Source organism: Streptomyces sp. NPDC005808, assembly GCF_042871385.1.
Classification (GTDB): domain Bacteria; phylum Actinomycetota; class Actinomycetes; order Streptomycetales; family Streptomycetaceae; genus Streptomyces.
The window spans coordinates 34,386-54,743 of the sequence record NZ_JBIAIK010000010.1 but is presented as its reverse complement, the minus strand read 5'-3'; the positions used below and the strand labels follow the sequence as shown (position 1 = coordinate 54,743).

General features: G+C 70.4%; 17 protein-coding genes. 16 read left to right on the top strand and 1 reads right to left on the bottom strand.

Annotated features, from left to right (window positions below):
* The first annotated feature begins 57 nt into the window (after positions 1 to 57).
* The 14 genes from pyrR (at position 58) to ACFYPC_RS22490 (ending at position 16,735) form a co-directional block, all read left to right on the top strand.
* The gene (gene pyrR / locus ACFYPC_RS22555) at positions 58 to 648 is read left to right on the top strand and encodes a bifunctional pyr operon transcriptional regulator/uracil phosphoribosyltransferase PyrR (RefSeq protein WP_388679010.1); all 591 of its coding nucleotides are present in this window, start codon (positions 58 to 60) and stop codon (positions 646 to 648) included.
* Positions 649 to 766: 118 nt separating this feature from the next.
* Positions 767 to 1,744: an aspartate carbamoyltransferase catalytic subunit gene (locus tag ACFYPC_RS22550; protein ID WP_388679007.1), complete on the top strand. Its 978-nt coding sequence runs from the start codon at positions 767 to 769 to the stop codon at positions 1,742 to 1,744.
* A gap of 4 nt (positions 1,745 to 1,748) precedes the next feature.
* The gene (locus ACFYPC_RS22545; protein WP_388679004.1) at positions 1,749 to 3,035 is read left to right on the top strand and encodes a dihydroorotase; all 1,287 of its coding nucleotides are present in this window, start codon (positions 1,749 to 1,751) and stop codon (positions 3,033 to 3,035) included.
* An 8-nt stretch (positions 3,036 to 3,043) separates the two neighbouring features.
* Complete coding sequence (locus ACFYPC_RS22540) at positions 3,044 to 3,598, top strand: hypothetical protein (protein WP_388679465.1); 555 nt, start codon at positions 3,044 to 3,046, stop codon at positions 3,596 to 3,598.
* On the top strand, positions 3,595 to 4,740 hold the full coding sequence (gene carA / locus ACFYPC_RS22535; protein ID WP_388679001.1) for a glutamine-hydrolyzing carbamoyl-phosphate synthase small subunit: 1,146 nt from the start codon (positions 3,595 to 3,597) through the stop codon (positions 4,738 to 4,740). The genes ACFYPC_RS22540 and carA overlap by 4 nt, the downstream gene beginning before the upstream one ends.
* A complete protein-coding gene (carB, locus tag ACFYPC_RS22530; RefSeq protein ID WP_388678998.1) occupies positions 4,733 to 8,041 on the top strand; it encodes a carbamoyl-phosphate synthase large subunit in 3,309 nt (1,102 codons plus the stop codon). The genes carA and carB overlap by 8 nt, the downstream gene beginning before the upstream one ends.
* 67 nt (positions 8,042 to 8,108) lie before the next feature.
* Entirely contained in the window at positions 8,109 to 9,215 is a 1,107-nt protein-coding gene (locus tag ACFYPC_RS22525; RefSeq protein WP_388678995.1) for a quinone-dependent dihydroorotate dehydrogenase, read from the top strand.
* Positions 9,212 to 10,054: an orotidine-5'-phosphate decarboxylase gene (pyrF, locus tag ACFYPC_RS22520; RefSeq protein WP_388678992.1), complete on the top strand. Its 843-nt coding sequence runs from the start codon at positions 9,212 to 9,214 to the stop codon at positions 10,052 to 10,054. Before ACFYPC_RS22525 ends, pyrF begins: the two co-directional genes overlap by 4 nt.
* A 308-nt stretch (positions 10,055 to 10,362) precedes the next feature.
* A complete protein-coding gene (locus tag ACFYPC_RS22515) occupies positions 10,363 to 10,686 on the top strand; it encodes an integration host factor (protein WP_030493613.1) in 324 nt (107 codons plus the stop codon).
* Between the two features lie 37 nt (positions 10,687 to 10,723).
* The gene (gene gmk / locus ACFYPC_RS22510; protein ID WP_383687219.1) at positions 10,724 to 11,281 is read left to right on the top strand and encodes a guanylate kinase; all 558 of its coding nucleotides are present in this window, start codon (positions 10,724 to 10,726) and stop codon (positions 11,279 to 11,281) included.
* Between the two features lie 36 nt (positions 11,282 to 11,317).
* Entirely contained in the window at positions 11,318 to 11,590 is a 273-nt protein-coding gene (gene rpoZ, locus ACFYPC_RS22505) for a DNA-directed RNA polymerase subunit omega (protein WP_003982715.1), read from the top strand.
* Positions 11,591 to 11,722: 132 nt separating this feature from the next.
* Positions 11,723 to 12,925, top strand: a complete 1,203-nt coding sequence (gene coaBC / locus ACFYPC_RS22500; protein ID WP_388678988.1) for a bifunctional phosphopantothenoylcysteine decarboxylase/phosphopantothenate--cysteine ligase CoaBC — start codon at positions 11,723 to 11,725, stop codon at positions 12,923 to 12,925.
* A gap of 328 nt (positions 12,926 to 13,253) precedes the next feature.
* Positions 13,254 to 14,477 carry a methionine adenosyltransferase gene (gene metK / locus ACFYPC_RS22495; RefSeq protein WP_388678985.1) on the top strand — a complete coding sequence of 408 codons (1,224 nt, stop codon included), beginning with the start codon at positions 13,254 to 13,256 and terminating at the stop codon, positions 14,475 to 14,477.
* 110 nt (positions 14,478 to 14,587) lie between these two features.
* Positions 14,588 to 16,735 (top strand): primosomal protein N', encoded by a 2,148-nt coding sequence (locus ACFYPC_RS22490; protein ID WP_388678982.1) that lies wholly within the window; start codon positions 14,588 to 14,590, stop codon positions 16,733 to 16,735.
* A 78-nt stretch (positions 16,736 to 16,813) separates the two neighbouring features.
* Here the strand turns inward: ACFYPC_RS22490 and ACFYPC_RS22485 are convergent, their stop codons facing one another.
* A complete protein-coding gene (locus tag ACFYPC_RS22485; RefSeq protein ID WP_385740892.1) occupies positions 16,814 to 17,362 on the bottom strand; it encodes a hypothetical protein in 549 nt (182 codons plus the stop codon).
* 385 nt (positions 17,363 to 17,747) lie between these two features.
* Here ACFYPC_RS22485 and fmt point away from each other — a divergent pair, with 385 nt between their 5' ends.
* Positions 17,748 to 18,680, top strand: a complete 933-nt coding sequence (gene fmt / locus ACFYPC_RS22480; RefSeq protein WP_388678979.1) for a methionyl-tRNA formyltransferase — start codon at positions 17,748 to 17,750, stop codon at positions 18,678 to 18,680.
* A 215-nt stretch (positions 18,681 to 18,895) separates the two neighbouring features.
* On the top strand, positions 18,896 to 20,320 hold the full coding sequence (locus ACFYPC_RS22475; protein ID WP_388678976.1) for an RsmB/NOP family class I SAM-dependent RNA methyltransferase: 1,425 nt from the start codon (positions 18,896 to 18,898) through the stop codon (positions 20,318 to 20,320).
* Positions 20,321 to 20,358 lie beyond the last annotated feature (38 nt).

Below are 20,358 nucleotides of genomic sequence, written 5' to 3'. Positions count from 1 at the left end.
AATTCCGACGTCCTTTAATGATCCGTCCCGTGAGGCGGAGAAGGAGGTCCGTTTCATATGGACACCGAGCATGACAAGCAGAGTTACGAAGCCGATGCGCGGCCCGTTCTCGAAGGCCCCGACATCGCGCGGGTGCTGACCCGCATCGCCCACGAGATCGTCGAGCGCGCCAAGGGCGCCGACGACGTGGTGCTTCTCGGCATCCCGACCCGGGGTGTCTTCCTCGCCCAGCGGATCGCCGTCAAGCTGGCGGAGATCACCGGACGCCAGATCCCGGTCGGCTCCCTCGACATCACCATGTACCGCGACGACCTGCGCATGCACCCACCGCGAGCGCTGGCCCGCACCGAGATCCCCGCTGACGGCATCGACGGCCGCCTGGTCGTCCTCGTCGACGACGTGCTCTTCTCCGGCCGCACGATCCGGGCGGCGCTGGACGGGCTGAACGACATCGGCCGCCCGCGCGCCGTGCAACTCGCGGTCCTCGTCGACCGCGGTCACCGTGAACTGCCCATCCGCGCCGACTATGTCGGCAAGAACCTCCCCACGTCGTTGCGGGAGACGGTCAAGGTCCAGCTCGCCGAGGAGGACGGTCGCGACACCGTCCTGCTGGGTGCGAAGCGGACCTCCACGGGCGGCGGGCAGTAGCCACGCGCAGGCGTACGGCTCTGTCGTGCGCCCTCGCACAGCGCTTCTGTCGTGTGCCCTGGCACAGCCGCGCGCCCGAATTCTCCCGCGAACTGAACTTCCTTACGGAGCCTGAAAGATGCAGCGTCATCTCATCTCGGCCGCCGACCTCACCCGCGACGACGCCGTCCTGATCCTCGACACCGCCGAGGAGATGGCCCGGGTCGCCGACCGGCCGATCAAGAAGCTGCCGACTCTGCGCGGCCGCACCGTCGTCAACCTCTTCTTCGAGGACTCGACCCGTACCCGGATCTCCTTCGAGGCCGCAGAGAAGCGCCTCTCCGCGGATGTCATCAACTTCACCGCCAAGGGGTCGAGCGTCTCCAAGGGCGAGTCCCTCAAGGACACCGCCCAGACACTCGAAGCCATGGGCGTCGACGCGGTCGTCATCCGGCACGGCGCCTCCGGAGCCCCCTACCGGCTGGCGACGTCCGGCTGGATCGACGCGGCCGTCATCAACGCCGGTGACGGCACCCACCAGCACCCCACCCAGGCACTGCTCGACGCCTTCACCATGCGACGCCGGCTCGTCGGCCGGGACGCGGGGACAGGGCAGGACCTGGCCGGCAAGCGGATCACGCTGGTCGGCGACATCCTGCACAGCCGTGTCGCCCGCTCCAACGTCGACCTGCTGCACACCCTCGGCGCCGAAGTCACCCTGGTCGCCCCGCCCACGCTGGTGCCGGTCGGCGTCGAAGCGTGGCCCTGCGAGGTCTCGTACGACCTCGACAGCACGCTCTCCAAGTCCGACGCCGTGATGCTGCTGCGTGTGCAGCGCGAGCGGATGAACGCGGCGTTCTTCCCCACCGAGCGCGAGTACTCGCGGCGCTACGGGCTGGACGGCGACCGCATGGCGCGGATGCCCGAGCACGCCATCGTGATGCATCCCGGTCCGATGGTCCGCGGCATGGAGATCACCGCCGAGGTCGCGGACTCGGACCGCTGCACCGTCGTCGAGCAGGTCACCAACGGCGTCTCGATCCGCATGGCCGTCCTCTACCTGCTCCTTGGCGGCAACGAGCCCGCCGTCACCCACACCCGTACCGAGGAGAAGTAAGCACATGAGCAAGATCCTTATCCGCGGTGCGCGGGTGCTCGGCGGCGAGCCGCAGGACGTACTCGTCGACGGCCAGGTCATCGAGGCGGTCGGCACGGGGCTCTCCGACGAGGGAGCGGAGGTGGTCGAGGCCGAGGGCAAGGTGCTGCTGCCGGGGCTCGTCGACCTGCACACGCATCTGCGTGAGCCGGGCCGCGAGGACTCCGAGACCGTGCTGACCGGCACGCGGGCGGCGGCGAGCGGCGGCTACACCGCCGTGTTCGCCATGGCCAACACCTTCCCCGTCGCCGACACCGCCGGCGTCGTCGAGCAGGTCTACCGGCTCGGCCAGGAGCACGGCTACTGCGACGTGCAGCCCATCGGCGCCGTCACCGTCGGCCTGGAGGGCAAGAAGCTCGCCGAACTGGGCGCCATGCACGAGTCCGCGGCCGGGGTCACGGTCTTCTCGGACGACGGCAAGTGCGTGGACGACGCGGTGATCATGCGCCGGGCGCTGGAGTACGTGAAGGCGTTCGGCGGGGTCGTCGCGCAGCACGCGCAGGAGCCGCGGCTGACCGAGGGCGCCCAGATGAACGAGGGCGTCGTCTCCGCCGAACTGGGGCTCGGCGGCTGGCCGGCGGTGGCCGAGGAATCGATCATCGCCCGGGACGTCCTGCTCGCCGAGCACGTCGGGTCCCGCGTACACATCTGCCACCTGTCGACCGCGGGCAGCGTCGAGATCGTCCGCTGGGCCAAGTCCCGCGGCATCGACGTCACCGCCGAAGTCACCCCCCACCACCTGCTTCTCACCGACGAGTTGGCGCGCACGTACAACCCGGTCTACAAGGTCAACCCCCCGCTGCGCACCGAGCGTGACGTGCTGGCCCTTCGGCAGGCGCTCGCCGACGGCACGATCGACATCGTCGCCACCGACCACGCTCCGCACCCGCACGAGGACAAGGACTGCGAGTGGGCCGCGGCCGCCATGGGCATGGTGGGGCTCGAGACCGCGCTGTCCGTCGTCCAGCAGACGATGGTCGAGACCGGACTGCTCGACTGGGCAGGTGTCGCGGACCGGATGTCCGCCAAGCCCGCCGAGATCGGCCGTGCTACCGGTCACGGCCGTCCCGTCTCGGCAGGTGAGCCCGCCAACCTCGTGCTGGTCGACACGGAATACCGTGGAGCCGTGGACCCCGCGGGCTTCGCCTCGCGCAGCCGCAACACCCCGTACGAGGGCCGTGAGCTGCCGGGCCGTGTCACGCACACCTGGCTCCGGGGCAAGGCCACCCTCGTGGACGGGAAGCTCGCGTGACACCTCAGATGATGATCGCCGCCGAACAGAAGTCGGCGGAAGTGACCGACTGGGCTGCCCGCGTCGGCTGGCTCGTCGGCCTTGCCCTCTTCGTCGCGCTCCTCTACTGGCTGATGCGCGAGGGCTGGAAATGGCGCGGCACCCTCCAGGGCGACCTGCCGGAGCTGCCCACCGCGCCGTCCGAGCCCGGTCCGGTGAGACTTGAGCTGACCGGTCGCTACCACGGCTCCACCACCGCCGGGCAGTGGCTGGACCGCATCGTGGCGCACGGCCTGGGCACGCGCAGCAGGGTCGAGCTCACGCTGACGGACGCGGGCCTTGACGTCGTACGCCCCGGAGCGGCCGACTTCTTCGTCCCGGCCGCGCAGCTTCGCGAGGCCCGGCTCGACAAGGGAATCGCGGGCAAGGTCCTCACCGAGGGCGGTCTGCTGGTCGTCACCTGGGCGCACGGCGACCGGCTGATCGACTCGGGGTTCCGCTCCGACCGCGCGGCCGAGCACAACCAATGGGTCGAGACCCTGACCCAGCTGATCAACACGACGGAAACGGAAGGCGCACGATGACGACCTCCACCAAGGGAGCCGCGAAGGTTCCCGCCGTACTCGTCCTGGAGGACGGCCGCATCTTCCGCGGCCGTGCCTACGGGGCCGTGGGGGAGACCTTCGGCGAAGCGGTGTTCTCCACCGGCATGACCGGCTACCAGGAGACCCTCACCGATCCGTCGTACCACCGCCAGGTCGTCGTGATGACCTCCCCGCACGTCGGCAACACCGGCGTGAACGACGAGGACCCCGAGTCGAAGCGGATCTGGGTCGCCGGTTATGTCGTACGGGATCCCGCGCGGGTCTCCTCCAACTGGCGCTCCCGGCGTTCGCTGGACGAGGAACTGCGCAGCCAGGGTGTCGTCGGCATCAGCGGCATCGACACCCGTGCCCTCACCCGGCACCTGCGCGAGCGTGGCGCCATGCGCGTCGGCATCTTCTCCGGCAACGCGCTGCCCGACGAGGGCACCATGCTCGCCGAGGTGAGGCAGGCGCCCGAGATGGTCGGCGCCAGCCTCTCCGAGGAGGTCGCCACCAAGGAGTCGTACGTCGTTCCCGCGATCGGCGAGAAGCGCTTCACCGTCGCCGCCCTCGACCTGGGGATCAAGGGCATGACCCCGCACCGGATGGCCGAGCGTGGCATCGAGGTGCACGTCCTGCCCGCGACCGCCACGGTCGAGGACGTGTACGCGATCGATCCGGACGGTTTCTTCCTCTCCAACGGCCCGGGCGACCCGTCCACCGTGGACCTGAGCGTCGTCAAGGCGGTGCTGGCCCGCAAGACCCCGCTCTTCGGCATCTGCTTCGGCAACCAGATCCTGGGCCGCGCGCTCGGCTTCGGCACGTACAAGCTGAAGTACGGCCACCGCGGCATCAACCAGCCGGTGCAGGACCGTACGACCGGCAAGGTCGAGGTCACCGCGCACAATCACGGCTTCGCCGTCGACGCGCCGCTCGACAAGGTGTCCGACACCCCCTACGGCCGCGCCGAGGTCTCCCACGTCTGCCTGAACGACCAGGTCGTCGAGGGGCTTCAGCTGCTCGACCAGCCGGCCTTCAGCGTCCAGTACCACCCCGAGGCGGCGGCGGGCCCGCACGACGCGGCCTACCTGTTCGACCGCTTCGTAGAGCTCATGGCAGAAAAGGGAGCCCAGCGTGCCTAAGCGCACCGATATCCAGTCCGTCCTGGTCATCGGCTCCGGCCCGATCGTCATCGGCCAGGCCGCGGAGTTCGACTACTCCGGCACCCAGGCGTGCCGCGTCCTGCGCGCCGAGGGCCTGCGGGTCATCCTGGTCAACTCCAACCCGGCGACGATCATGACCGACCCGGAGATCGCCGACGCCACGTATGTCGAGCCGATCACCCCGGAGTTCGTCGAGAAGATCATCGCCAAGGAGCGGCCGGACGCGCTGCTGCCCACCCTGGGCGGCCAGACGGCCCTGAACACGGCCATCTCCATGCACGAGCAGGGCGTCCTGGAGAAGTACGGCGTCGAGCTGATCGGCGCCAACGTCGAGGCGATCAACAAGGGCGAGGACCGCGACCTCTTCAAGGGCGTCGTCGAGGCCGTCCGCGCCAAGATCGGGCACGGCGAGTCCGCCCGCTCCGTGATCTGCCACACCATGGACGACGTCCTGGGCGGCGTGGAGACGCTGGGCGGCTACCCCGTCGTCGTGCGCCCCTCCTTCACCATGGGCGGCGCCGGCTCCGGCTTCGCGCACGACGAGGAGGAGCTGCGCCGCATCGCGGGCCAGGGCCTCACGCTCTCGCCGACCACCGAGGTGCTCCTTGAGGAGTCCATCCTCGGCTGGAAGGAGTACGAACTGGAGCTGATGCGCGACAGGAACGACAATGTCGTGGTCGTCTGCTCCATCGAGAACTTCGACCCCATGGGCGTGCACACCGGCGACTCGATCACCGTCGCGCCCTCGATGACGCTGACCGACCGCGAGTACCAGCGGCTGCGCGACATCGGCATCGCGATCATCCGCGAGGTCGGCGTCGACACCGGCGGCTGCAACATCCAGTTCGCGGTCAACCCCGAGGACGGCCGGATCATCGTCATCGAGATGAACCCGCGTGTGTCGCGTTCCTCGGCCCTCGCCTCCAAGGCGACGGGCTTCCCGATCGCCAAGATCGCGGCCAAGCTCGCCGTCGGCTACACGCTGGACGAGATCCCGAACGACATCACGGAGAAGACCCCGGCGTCCTTCGAACCGACGCTCGACTACGTCGTCGTGAAAGCGCCGCGCTTCGCCTTCGAGAAGTTCCCGAGCGCCGACTCCACCCTCACCACGACCATGAAGTCGGTCGGCGAGGCCATGGCGATCGGCCGCAACTTCACCGAAGCGCTGCAGAAGGCGCTGCGGTCGCTGGAGAAGAGGGGCAGTCAGTTCACGTTCGTCGGCGATCCCGGTGACAAGGCGCTTCTTCTGGCAGAGGCCGTCCGGCCGACCGACGGGCGCATCAACTCCGTCATGCAGGCCATCCGCGCGGGCGCCACTCCCGAGGAGGTCTTCGAGTCGACGAAGATCGACCCGTGGTTCGTGGACCAGCTGTTCCTGATCAAGGAGACCGCGGACGAGCTGGCCGCCGCCGACAAGCTGGATCCTTTGTTGTTGGCCGAGGCCAAGCGGCACGGCTTCTCGGACGTCCAGATCGGTGAGATCCGCGGTCTGCGCGAGGACGTCGTCCGCGAGGTGCGGCACGCGCTCGGTATCCGCCCGGTCTACAAGACGGTCGACACCTGCGCCGCCGAGTTCGCGGCCAACACGCCGTACTTCTACTCCTCCTACGACGAGGAGACCGAGGTCGCCCCGCGCGAGAAGCCCGCGGTCATCATCCTGGGCTCAGGACCCAACCGCATCGGTCAGGGCATCGAGTTCGACTACTCCTGCGTCCACGCCTCCTTCGCGCTGAGCGACGCGGGCTACGAGACCGTGATGGTCAACTGCAACCCGGAGACCGTCTCCACGGACTACGACACCTCCGACCGCCTGTACTTCGAGCCGCTGACGCTCGAAGACGTGCTGGAGATCGTCCACGCGGAGACGCTGGCGGGTCCGGTCGCGGGTGTGATCGTGCAGCTCGGCGGCCAGACCCCGCTGGGCCTTTCGCAGGCGCTCAAGGACAACGGCGTCCCGATTGTGGGCACTTCGCCCGAGGCCATCCACGCCGCCGAGGACCGCGGCGCCTTCGGCCGGGTCCTCGCGGAGGCCGGCCTCCCGGCCCCCAAGCACGGCACGGCCACCACCTTCGCCGAGGCCAAGGCCATCGCCGACGAGATCGGCTACCCCGTCCTGGTACGGCCGTCGTACGTGCTCGGCGGACGTGGCATGGAGATCGTGTACGACGAGACGCGACTGTCCTCCTACATCGCCGAGTCGACCGAGATCAGCCCCTCCCGTCCGGTGCTGGTCGACCGGTTCCTCGACGACGCGATCGAGATCGACGTCGACGCCCTGTACGACGGCGAGGAGCTGTACCTCGGCGGCGTCATGGAGCACATCGAGGAGGCCGGTATCCACTCCGGCGACTCGGCGTGCGCGCTGCCGCCGATCACCCTCGGCGGGTTCGACATCAAGCGACTGCGGGCTTCGACCGAGGCCATCGCCAAGGGCGTTGGGGTACGCGGACTGATCAACATCCAGTTCGCGCTGGCCGGGGACATCCTGTACGTCCTCGAAGCCAACCCGCGTGCCTCGCGCACCGTCCCCTTCACCTCGAAGGCGACCGCGGTGCCGCTGGCGAAGGCCGCCGCTCGAATCTCGCTCGGCGCGACGGTCGCCGAACTGCGCGCGGAGGGACTGCTACCCGCCAACGGCGACGGCGGCACGCTTCCGCTCGACGCGCCGATCTCCGTCAAGGAGGCCGTCATGCCGTGGTCGCGCTTCCGTGACGTCCACGGGCGCGGCGTCGACACGGTGCTCGGCCCGGAGATGCGCTCCACCGGCGAAGTCATGGGCATCGACTCGGTGTTCGGCACGGCGTACGCCAAGTCCCAGGCGGGCGCGTACGGTCCGCTGCCGACCAAGGGCCGCGCCTTCATCTCCGTCGCCAACCGCGACAAGCGTTCGATGATCTTCCCGGCGCGTGAACTCGTCGCCCACGGCTTCGAGTTGCTCGCCACCTCCGGCACGGCCGAGGTGCTCAGGCGCAACGGCCTGAACGCCACCGTCGTGCGCAAGCAGAGCGAGGGCGTGGGCCCGAACGGCGAGAAGACCATCGTCCAGCTCATCCACGACGGCCAGGTCGACCTCATCGTCAACACGCCGTACGGCACCGGCGGCCGTCTCGACGGTTACGAGATCCGTACGGCGGCCGTGGCGCGGTCCGTCCCGTGTCTGACGACGGTTCAGGCGCTCGCCGCGGCCGTTCAGGGCATCGACGCGCTCAACCGCGGTGACGTGGGCGTGCGTTCACTGCAGGAACACGCCGAACATCTGACCGCGGCCCGCGACTAGCAGCCCTGAGGGGGACACCGGAGACGGTGTCCCCCTCTTCGTGAGGCTCTTGATGAGGACACTGATCATGTACAAGATTTTCTTCCGGCTCGTGTTCCAGCGGATGGACCCCGAGCGGGCCCACCACCTGGCCTTCCGCTGGATCCGCCTCGCCGCCCGCATCCCCGTGCTCCGCACCTTCCTTGCGGCTGCCCTCGCGCCCCGCCACGAGGAACTGCGCACCGAGGCGTTCGGGCTGCGGATGCACGGCCCGTTCGGGCTCGCCGCCGGCTTCGACAAGAACGCCGTCGCCATCGACGGCATGTCGATGCTCGGCTTCGACCACATCGAGATCGGCACGGTCACGGGTGAGCCGCAGCCCGGCAACCCCAGGAAGCGGCTGTTCCGCCTGGTGCCGGACCGGGCGCTGATCAACCGTATGGGTTTCAACAACGAGGGCTCCGCGGCCGTCTCCGAGCGCCTGGCGGCCCGTACGCCGGTGTTCAGGACCTTCGTCGGCGTCAACATCGGCAAGACCAAGGCCGTCCCCGAGGTGGAGGCCGTCGGCGACTACGTGAAGTCGACCGAGCGGCTGGCCCGCCACGCCGACTACCTCGTGGTCAACGTGAGCTCGCCGAACACCCCCGGTCTGCGCAACCTCCAGGCCACCGAGGCGCTACGGCCACTGCTGAGCGCCGTCCGTGAGGCCGCCGACCGCGCGGTCACCGACCGGCGGGTGCCGCTCCTCGTCAAGATCGCGCCCGACCTCGCCGACGACGACGTCGACGCGGTCGCCGACCTCGCCGTCGAACTCGGCCTGGACGGGATCATCGCCACGAACACCACCATCGCGCGCGAGGGACTCGGTCTGAAGTCCCAGCCCTCCCTGGTCAAGGAGGCCGGCGGACTCTCGGGAGCGCCGCTGAAGGCGCGTTCCCTGGAGGTGCTGCGCCGCCTCTACGCGCGTGTGGGCGACCGGATCACCCTGGTGGGCGTCGGCGGCATCGAGAACGCCGAGGACGCCTGGCAGCGCATCCTGGCCGGCGCCACGCTGGTCCAGGGCTACAGCGCCTTCATCTACGAGGGCCCCTTCTGGGGCCGCGCCGTCCACAAGGGGCTTGCCGCACGCCTCCGTACGAGCCCGTACGCCACCCTCGCCGACGCGGTCGGCGCCGATGTGAGGAAGTCCGCATGAGTCTGGAACCCTTCGGCGCACGTCTTCGCCGTGCCATGGACGACCGGGGTCCGCTGTGTGTCGGCATCGACCCGCACGCCTCGCTGCTCGCCGAGTGGGGCCTCGGCGACGACATCGCGGGCCTGGAGCGGTTCAGCCGCACCGTCGTGGAGGCGCTGGCCGACCGGGTCGCCGTACTGAAGCCGCAGAGCGCGTTCTTCGAGCGCTTCGGGTCGCGCGGCATCGCCGTCCTGGAGAGGACGGTCGAGGAGGCGCGGTCGGCCGGCGCGCTGGTCGTGATGGACGCCAAGCGCGGTGACATCGGCTCGACCATGGCGGCGTACGCGGAGACCTTCCTGCGCAAGGACGCGCCGCTGTTCTCGGACGCGCTGACCGTGTCGCCGTACCTGGGCTACGGCTCGCTCAAGCCCGCTGTCGAACTGGCCCGCGAGAGCGGGGCCGGCCTCTTCGTGCTGGCGCTCACCTCCAATCCGGAGGGCGGCGAGGTGCAGCACGCGGTCCGGGCGGACGGCCGCAACGTCGGAGCGACGATGCTGGCCCACCTCGCCGCCGAGAACGCGGGAGAGGCACCGCTGGGCTCCTACGGCGCGGTGGTGGGAGCCACGCTGGGGGACCTCTCCTCGTACGACCTGGACATCAACGGGCCGATCCTCGCGCCCGGGATCGGTGCTCAGGGGGCCACCGCGGCCGATCTCGCGGGTGTCTTCGGCGCGGCGGTGCGCAATGTCGTCCCGAACGTCAGCCGGGGTGTGCTGCGTCACGGTCCCGACGTCGTCGCGCTGCGGGAGGTCGCGGAGGGTTTCGCGGAGGAGATCAGGGTCGCTGTCTCGGCCGCCTGAGCCGTCCGAAGGCCTCGCGGCGGTCCTTGGGAGTGCGTTTAGGGATCTCGGAAGCTCTCCGACGAGGGTCTTTGGAGGGCGTCGAGCCTGAATACATTCTCAAATCCAGGGCAATATGTCTGAAATGTCCAGCTCCAGGGAGGCTGACCAGGACTTTTCCGCTGTTCTCGCTGACTCTGGCGCTGTTGCCCGCTAGTCTCCGTCGAGAGTGTTCGGGCAAGCGTGTTGCTCGTGGCTCCCCAGGTGTGGGGCGACTAGGTTCCTCACCGGTCCGTATCCGACAGTTCGACATCCGAGGTGACGTAGGCGTGGCTCTTCCGCCCCTTACCCCTGAACAGCGCGCAGCCGCGCTCGAAAAGGCCGCCGCGGCTCGCCGGGAGCGGGCCGAGGTCAAGAATCGACTCAAGCACTCCGGCGCCTCCCTTCACGAGGTCATCAAGCAGGGCCAGGAGAATGACGTCATCGGCAAGATGAAGGTCTCCGCTCTCCTCGAGTCCCTGCCGGGCGTGGGCAAGGTCCGCGCCAAGCAGATCATGGAGCGACTGGGGATCTCCGAGAGCCGCCGTGTACGCGGCCTCGGCTCGAACCAGATCGCCTCCTTGGAGCGCGAGTTCGGCGGCGCGGGCGCCTGAGTTCTGGGCACCCCGTGATTGCTGGAATAATCGCTGCATGAGTGAACGTCCGCGGCTGACCGTGCTCTCCGGCCCCTCAGGGGTCGGCAAGAGCACGGTCGTCGCTCATATGCGCAAGGAACACCCCGAGGTCTGGCTCTCGGTGTCGGCGACGACCCGTAGGCCGCGCCCCGGTGAGAAGCATGGAGTCCACTACTTCTTCGTCAGTGACGAGGAGATGGACAAGCTGATCGCCAACGGCGAGCTGCTGGAGTGGGCCGAATTCGCCGGCAACCGTTACGGGACGCCGCGTGCGGCTGTTCTGGAGCACCTGGAAACGGGTGTGCCGGTGCTCCTGGAGATCGATCTCCAGGGCGCCCGGCAGGTCCGCGAGTCCATGCCGGAGGCCCTGCTGGTGTTCCTGGCTCCGCCCTCCTGGGAGGAGCTGGTGCGCAGACTCACCGGCCGGGGTACCGAACCGCCCGAGGTGATCGAGCGCCGTCTGGAGGCCGCCAAGATCGAACTGGCGGCCGAGACCGAGTTCGATGTCACCCTTGTCAACACCTCCGTCGAGGATGTAGCGCGTGAGCTGCTAGCCTTGATGGAAGTTGTTTGATCTTTCAGGTCTTTTTCCCTTTTCGGAAGGCAGAGCGTGTCCTCTTCCATCACCGCTCCCGAGGGCATCATCAACCCTCCGATCGACGAGCTCCTCGAGGCCACCGACTCGAAGTACAGCCTGGTGATCTACGCGGCCAAGCGCGCCCGTCAGATCAACGCGTACTACTCGCAGCTCGGTGAGGGCCTCCTTGAGTACGTCGGTCCCCTGGTGGACACCCACGTCCACGAGAAGCCGCTCTCTATCGCCCTGCGCGAGATCAACGCGGGCCTGCTGACGTCCGAGGCCGTCGAGGGCCCCGCTCAGTAGCCATACTGTTTCTCTTCATCCCGGGCCCGGCAGCGCGACTGTCGGGCCTGTGGTGTGTCATGGAGTCGTCCGGCTCGGGCTTTTCGGCTTGAGTCGTTCGGCGTCGTACGTTCTCGAGTGTGGGGAGACCCGGTGGACAAGCCCAAGGTCGTGCTGGGGGTCAGCGGTGGCATCGCCGCGTACAAGGCCTGTGAGCTGCTGCGCAGGCTGACCGAGTCCGGTCATGACGTACGGGTCGTACCGACGGAGTCCGCCCTGCACTTCGTCGGCGCCGCCACCTGGTCCGCCCTCTCCGGCCATCCCGTCTCCACCGAGGTCTGGTCGGACGTCCACGAGGTGCCGCACGTGCGCATCGGCCAGCACGCCGACCTGGTCGTCGTGGCCCCGGCGACGGCCGACATGCTCGCCAAGGCGGCCCACGGGCTCGCCGACGACCTCCTCACGAACACCCTCCTCACCGCCCGCTGCCCGGTCGTCTTCGCGCCCGCCATGCACACCGAGATGTGGGAGCACCCGGCGACACAGGAGAACGTGGCGACGCTGCGCCGCAGGGGCGCCGTCGTGATCGAGCCCGCCGTGGGGCGGCTGACCGGCGTCGACACCGGCAAGGGGCGGTTGCCCGAACCCTCGGAGATCTTCGAGGTCTGCCGGCGGGTGCTCGCGCGGGGCGTGGCCGAGCCGGATCTCGTCGGCCGTCATGTCGTGGTCAGCGCGGGTGGCACCCGCGAGCCCCTCGACCCCGTCCGCTTCCTCGGCAACCGCTCCTCCGGGAAGCAGGGTTACGCCCTCGCCCGCACGGCGGCCGCGCGGGGCGCCAGGGTCACGCTGATCGCCGCCAACACCGGACTGCCGGACCCGGCGGGCGTGGATGTCGTAGAGGTCGGAACCGCAGTGCAGCTGCGCGAGGCGGTGCTGAAGGCGGCCCCGGACGCCGACGCGGTGGTCATGGCCGCGGCCGTGGCGGACTTCCGCCCGGCGACATACGCGAGCGGAAAGATCAAGAAGAAGGACGGCCGGGAGCCGGACCCGATCGTGCTGGTCCGCAACCCGGACATCCTCGCCGAGATCTCGGCGGACCGGCCCCGTCCCGGCCAGGTGGTGGTCGGTTTCGCCGCCGAGACGGACGACGTGCTGGCCAACGGACGTACGAAACTCCGGCGCAAGGGCTGCGATCTCCTCGTGGTGAACGAGGTGGGGGAGCGCAGGACTTTCGGCGCCGAGGAGAACGAGGCCGTGGTGCTCGGCGCCGACGGTAGCGAGACCCCGGTGCCGTACGGGCCGAAGGAGGCGCTGGCCGACATCGTGTGGGATCTGGTGGTGCCTCGGCTCGGGTGAGGGGGATGCCCGGGCTCGGGTGGGCATGGTTCCGCGGCTCGGGTGAAAGTGGAACGTCTCAGTCACGTGAAATCCCAGCCATGGGGGAACGCCGAAACTGCCTCAACTGGCGCAACAAGACGCGCGAAAAACGGGCGTGGCGACCCTGGCGGAGACCGAGCGTCATGGCGGAGAATGCCCGTGCCGCAGGTCACAGCGCTTCCGCGAAGCGAGACAGATGGGCCCATAGGCGAGTGCGACCGATAAACTGTTCGCGGACGACGCCGGGCGCAGCCCCCGGCCGTCCACCAATGATCAGCCAGCAGCCGCTGCAACCTCAGGGAGCGTTGTGTCCCGTCGCCTGTTCACCTCGGAGTCAGTGACCGAGGGTCACCCCGACAAGATCGCTGACCAGATCAGTGACACCATTCTCGACGCGCTTCTGCGCGAGGACCCGAAGTCCCGGGTCGCCGTGGAGACGCTGATCACGACCGGCCTGGTACACGTGGCCGGAGAGGTCACCACCAAGGCGTACGCGCCGATCGCGCAGCTCGTCCGCGACAAGATCCTCGAGATCGGTTACGACTCCTCGAAGAAGGGCTTCGACGGCGCGTCCTGTGGCGTCTCGGTGTCCATCGGCTCGCAGTCGCCCGACATCGCGCAGGGCGTCGACACGGCGTACGAGAAGCGGGTCGAGGGTGCCGCCGCAGGTGAGGAAGAGGACGAGCTCGACAAGCAGGGCGCGGGCGACCAGGGCCTGATGTTCGGCTACGCGACGGACGAGACGCCGGCCTTGATGCCACTCCCGATCCACCTCGCGCACCGCCTCGCGCGCCGTCTCTCCGAGGTCCGCAAGAACGGGACGATCCCGTACCTGCGCCCTGACGGCAAGACCCAGGTCACCATCGAGTACGACGGTGACAAGGCGGTCCGCCTGGACACCGTCGTCGTCTCCTCGCAGCACGCGTCGGACATCGACCTGGAATCGCTCCTGGCCCCCGACATCCGCGAGTTCGTGGTCGAGCCGGAGCTGAAGGCTCTCCTGGACGACGGCATCAAGCTGGAGACCGACGGCTACCGCCTCCTGGTCAACCCGACCGGACGCTTCGAGATCGGCGGCCCGATGGGCGACGCCGGCCTCACCGGCCGCAAGATCATCATCGACACGTACGGCGGCATGGCCCGCCACGGCGGCGGCGCCTTCTCGGGCAAGGACCCGTCCAAGGTCGACCGCTCCGCCGCGTACGCCATGCGCTGGGTCGCCAAGAACGTCGTCGCCGCGGGCCTCGCCACCCGCTGCGAGGTCCAGGTCGCGTACGCCATCGGCAAGGCCGAGCCCGTCGGCCTCTTCGTCGAGACCTTCGGCACGGCCAAGGTCGACGCCGAGAGGATCGAGACGGCCATCACCGAGGTCTTCGACCTCCGCCCGGCGGCCATCATCCGCGACCTCGACCTGCTGCGCCCGATCTACTCCCAGACCGCCGCGTACGGTCACTTCGGACGCGAGCTGCCCGACTTCACGTGGGAGCGGACGGACCGCGTGGAAGCGCTGCGCAAGGCTGTTGGCCTGTAAGGCTTGCTGTGCGGCGAGGCCCGGTGCCCTTGGGGGTACCGGGCCCCGGTGTTTTCATCACCGTTCTCGGGCGCGTGGCGCTGTCGGTGGGGTCTGGTAGGAATGTTGCTGTGAGCAGCGCGAACGGGGACGGTGAGGGTGGTGCGGAGGGTGCGCCGCCCGAGCAGCTTGCGTTGATTCGGGAGAGTGTGCGGAAGGCCGCGGCGCCCAAGGCGAAGCCGCGGACGTGGCGCGGGGCCGCGCTGGCCAAAGAGCTCCCCGTCGCGCGCGTGCTCGTGGACAAGGGCGTGCTGCATCTCGACCGGTACTTCGACTACGCCGTGCCTGAGGAGCTCGATGCGCAGGCGCAGCCCGGGGTGCGGGTGCGAGTGCGGTTCGGGGCCGGGCGGCATCGGGTGCGGGAGGGGCGGCGTGAGGGCGGGGGGCTGATCGACGGGTTCCTCGTCGAGCGGCTTGCCGAGTCGGAGTACGCGGGGCCATTGGCCGCGCTGGCTCAAGTCGTCTCGCCCGAGCCGGTGTTGGGCGCGGAGTTGCTGGGGCTCGCGCGAGCTGTCGCCGACCGGTACGCGGGCAGCCTCGCCGATGTGCTGCAGCTGGCTGTGCCGCCGCGCAACGCTCGGGCGGAGGGCAGGACTTCGCCCGCGCCGCTGCCGGTTCCCGGGGTTCCTGAGGTGGGGTCCTGGGCGCGGTACGGGCGCGGGGCGGCCTTTCTCGAGTCGCTTGCGGCGGGCGGAGCGCCGCGCGCCGTGTGGAACGCGCTGCCCGGGCCCGGTTGGGCCGAGGAGCTGGCGCGGGCCGTGGCTGCGACGCTGGCTTCGGGGCGGGGTGCGCTCGTGGTCGTGCCGGACGGGCGGACCGTTTCGCGCGTCGACGCCGCGCTGACCTCGTTGCTGGGGGAGGGGCGGCACGCCGTGCTGACCGCGGAGGCCGGGCCGGAGAAGCGGTACCGGGAGTGGCTTGCCGTGCGGCGGGGGTCCGTACGGGCCGTGGTGGGAACGCGGGCCGCCATGTTCGCACCTGTGCGGGATCTGGGGCTCGTCGCCATCTGGGACGACGGGGACGGCAGCCACAGCGAGCCGCACGCGCCGCAGCCGCATGCCCGAGAGGTGCTTCAGCTGCGGGCCGCTCATGACAAGTGCGCCTTTCTGCTGGGGAGTTGGAGCTGCACGGTCGAGGCCGCGCAGCTGGTCGAGAGTGGCTGGGCGCTGCCGCTGGTCGCAGAGCGCGAGCAGGTGCGGGGGGCCGCGCCGTTGGTGCGGACCGTGGGGGACGGGGATCTCGCCCGGGACGAGGCGGCGCGCGCCGCGCGCCTGCCCACGATCGCCTGGCAGGTGGTGCGGGAAGGGCTGCGCAACGGACCCGTGCTGGTGCAGGTGCCTCGCCGGGGTTACGTACCGCGGATGGCCTGTGCGCAGTGCCGGGCGGCCGCGCGGTGCCGGCACTGCGCGGGGCCGTTGGAGGCACAGGACGCGGGGGCACTGCGGTGTACGTGGTGTGGGCGGGAGGAGACGGCCTGGCACTGTCCCGAGTGCGGTGGCTTCCGGCTGCGGGCGCAGATCGTGGGCGCGCGGCGGACCGCGGAGGAACTGGGGCGGGCGTTTCCGGCCGTACCCGTGCGAACGTCAGGTCGGGAGCAGATCCTCGACACCGTGACGGGAGCGCCCGCGCTCGTCGTGAGCACGCCGGGTGCCGAGCCCGTGGCCGACGGCGGATACGCGGCCGCGCTGTTGCTGGACGGCTGGGCGATGCTCGGGCGGCCCGATCTGCGGGCCGGGGAAGAGGCGCTGCGGCGCTGGATCGGCGCGGCTTCGCTGGTGCGTCCGCAGAGCGCCGGAGGGACCGTGGTCGTCGTCGCCGAGCCGACCTTGCGGCCTGTCCAGGCGCTCGTGCGGTGGGACCCCGTCGGGCATGCCGTCCGTGAACTCTCCGAGCGCGCCGAGCTCGGTTTTCCCCCGGTGTCGCGGATGGCGGCCGTGTCCGGTACGCCGGAGGCGCTCGCGGGGTTCCTTGCCGCGGCCGAACTGCCTGGCGACGCCGAGGTGTTGGGGCCTGTACCGATGCACGTCACGCAGGTGGGGCGGCCACGGCAGGCCGGGGGGCCGCCCCCGGGCGAGCACTGGGAACGGGCCCTCATTCGGGTGCCGCCCGGGAGCGGGGCCGCGCTCGCCGCGGCGTTGAAGACCGCGCAGGCGACGCGGATGGCTCGTGGGGGGAGCGAGCCCGTACGGATTCGGATCGATCCGCCGGACATCGGGTGAAGGTACGTGGGGAGGGAGGCGTCGGATTGGGCTGCCTCCCAGGCCTGGTGGCGCCGGGAGGCAGGCGGAGACAGGGGGTCAGCCGTTGCGCGGCCCCGGGAACGCGGTCGGCCGCACTTCCTCGCGGAGGGTGGGGCTGCCCGCCGTGGGCTGGGTCGGCATGGAGCGGGCGGCGGGGACCGTCGGTACCGGCAGTGCGGGGATGCCGGTGTTGACCGCGACGGTGTGGTTGCCCGCCGGCTCCGTGGCGCGCTCCGCTTCCGCGGCGGCCTGGGTGGTGGCCCGGCGGGCGCCGTAGCGGCGGTGCACCGCCTGCTTGGTGACCCCGAGGGCGGAACCCACCGCGTCCCACGAGAAACCCAGTGAGCGGTCGAAGTCCACGGCGGCCGTGACCAGGGTCTCGACGCTGTCCCGCAGCTCCTGGGCGAGGCGGACGGTCGGGGCGGGGGCGCGTCCGTAGACGACGAAGCCCGCGGAGGGGCCGGAGCGGCGCGGGCGGTAGACGTTGCCCAGCTGGGCGGTCAGCGTGCGCAGTGCGTCCACCTGCCGGCGGACCCGCTCGATGTCCCGCACCAGCAAGTGCAGGCTGGCCCGAGCCTGGGCGTCGTGGGTTGCGTGGTCGGCCATGAACAAGCCTCTCGAACAGGCGTTGAAAAGGATCGGGCCGCGATTGCGGCCCGTTGGTCAACTCTTTCTTGACCAACGCGTTGAGGGGTGAGTGGTAACGCTGCGGGGGCGTAAGGGCATATGCACGGGGCGCGAGGTGGGGCGTACGCCCCCGGTGGACTGTTGGCTCGCGGAGGGACTCCGCTCGGCACGTGTGTTCTCTGGCGGACCGCCTGTGCGAGCCGGTTGCCGGTGCTCAGGTGCGGGGCCTCCTGCGCGGGCCGGGCGCCCCCGCGCCCCGGACCGGCCGCCCCGCATAGACTGGTGCGCTGCCCCGCACGCCCGCCGCTCCCGGCGGGTGTGCCGAGGTCTGAAGCGCTCCCGTCCGAGAGGTCAACCGCCACCCATGAAGCTTGTCTTCGCAGGTACACCCGAGGTCGCCGTTCCTGCTCTGGACGCCCTGATCTCTTCCGGGCGGCACGAGGTGGCCGCCGTTGTCACGCGCCCCGACGCGCCGGCCGGGCGGGGACGCAGGCTCGTCGCGAGTCCGGTCGCCGAGCGCGCGGAGGAGGCCGGGATCGAGGTGCTGAAGCCGGTGAAGCCGCGGGACGAGGAGTTCCTGGCACGGCTTCGGGAGATCGCGCCCGACTGCTGCCCCGTCGTCGCGTACGGTGCGCTGCTGCCCAGGGTCGCACTGGACGTTCCGGTCCACGGGTGGGTCAACCTCCACTTCTCACTGCTGCCCGCCTGGCGCGGCGCCGCACCCGTGCAGCACTCGATCATGGCGGGCGACGAGATCACCGGCGCCTCGACCTTTCTCATCGAGGAGGGGCTCGACTCCGGGCCCGTCTACGGGACCGTCACCGAGGAGATCCGGCCCACCGACACCAGCGGGGACCTGCTCACCCGGCTGGCCTTCGCCGGTTCCGGGCTGCTCGCCGCCACGATGGACGGGATCGAGGACGGCAGCCTGAAGGCCGTCCCCCAGCCCGCCGAAGGCATCACCCTGGCGCCGAAGATCAGCGTCGAGGACGCACACGTCGACTGGTCGGCCCCGGCGCTGCGCGTCGACCGGGTCGTCCGCGGCTGCACCCCCGCGCCCGGTTCCTGGACCGTCTTCCGGGGCGAGCGGCTCAAGCTCATCCAGGTCGCTCCGGTCGCCGACCGCACCGACCTCGCCCCGGGCGAGCTGTCCGTGGGCAAGAACAACGTGCATGTGGGGACCGGTTCGTACGCCGTCGAGCTGCTGTGGGTCCAGGCCCAGGGCAAGAAGCCGATGCGCGCCGCCGACTGGGCGCGCGGGGTGCGCATCGCCTCCGGGGAGCGGGTCGGGGCCTGACCCGGCGCTCGCCGCGACCCCCGATCGGTTCCTGGGATCACTCCGAGACACAGCGGCGGGTTCCTGGCTCTCTGCCGGGAGACCGAGGCGGGTCTGGCACGGGCCGCGATGCCGGCGGCTCTGGGCAGCACCCCGCGACACCGTCGGGGACCGGCGTCAGCCCTGCGGCGTACCCTGGGATACGCACCCTTTCCTGAATCCGGAGCACCTTTTTCGTGAGTGAGCAGTCCCGTCGGCCGCGCAAGCCCGGCAAGCCCTATCGCCGCCCTCAGAAGGACCCGGTCCGCATGCTCGCCTTCGAGGCGCTGCGGGCCGTGGACGAGCGGGACGCGTACGCGAACCTCGTGTTGCCCCCGTTGCTGCGGAAGGCGCGGGAGAAGGGCGACTTCGACGGGCGGGACGCGGCGCTGGCCACCGAGCTGGTGTACGGGACGCTGCGCCGGCAGGGGACGTACGACGCCGTCATCGCCGCGTGTGTCGACCGGCCGCTCCGCGAAGTAGATCCGCCGGTGCTCGATGTGCTGAGCCTCGGCGCTCATCAGTTGCTCGGCACCCGCATCCCCACCCACGCCGCTGTCTCCGCCTCCGTCGAGCTCGCCCGCGTGGTGCTCGGCGACGGACGGGCCAAGTTCGTCAACGCCGTCCTGCGGAAGATTTCGCAGCAGGATCTCGACGCATGGATCGAGCAGGTCGCGCCGCCGTACGACGACGACCCCGAGGACAATCTCGCCATCGTTCACTCGCACCCGCGGTGGGTCGTCTCGGCACTGTGGGACGCTCTCGGCGGAGGCCGCGCCGGCATCGAGGATCTCCTGGAAGCCGACAACGAACGGCCCGAGGTGACGCTGGTCGCCCGCCCCGGCCGGTCCACCGCCGGTGAGCTCCTCGACGTGCTCGGCGAGGAGTCCGCGCTGCCGGGGCGCTGGTCGCCGTACGCCGTGCGGCTCTCCGAAGGCGGCGAACCGGGCGCCATCGACGCCGTACGGGAAGGCCGTGCCGGCGTTCAGGACGAGGGCAGCCAACTCGTCGCCATCGCGCTGGCGAACGCGCCGCTCGACGGACCCGACAAGACATGGCTGGACGGGTGTGCCGGTCCCGGTGGCAAGGCCGCCATGCTGGCGGGGCTCGCCGCCGAACGCGGTGCCCTGCTGCTCGCCTCCGAGAAGCTGCCCCACCGCGCCGGTCTTGTGGCGAAGGCGCTCGCCGGGAACCCCGGGCCCTACCAGGTCATCGCGGCTGACGGCACGCGTCCGCCGTGGCGGTCCGGTACCTTCGACCGCGTGCTCATGGATGTGCCGTGCACCGGGCTCGGCGCCCTGCGCCGCCGTCCCGAGGCCCGCTGGCGGCGACGCCCCGGGGACCTGGAGGGTTTCGCGCCGCTCCAGCGCGGGCTGTTGCGCACGGCGCTCGACTCCGTGCGCGTCGGCGGCGTCGTCGGTTATGCGACCTGCTCGCCGCACCTCGCCGAAACCCGGGCCGTGGTCGACGACGTGCTCAAGCAGCACGCCGCCGAGCTCATCGACGCCCGCCCGCTTCTGCCTGGCGTACCGGCCCTGGGCGACGGTCCCGACGTACAGCTGTGGCCACATCTGCATGGGACGGACGCGATGTATCTGGCTTTGATCCGCCGGACCGGATGACGACCGGATGACCGGACCGGGAAAGCACCAGCGGGGAG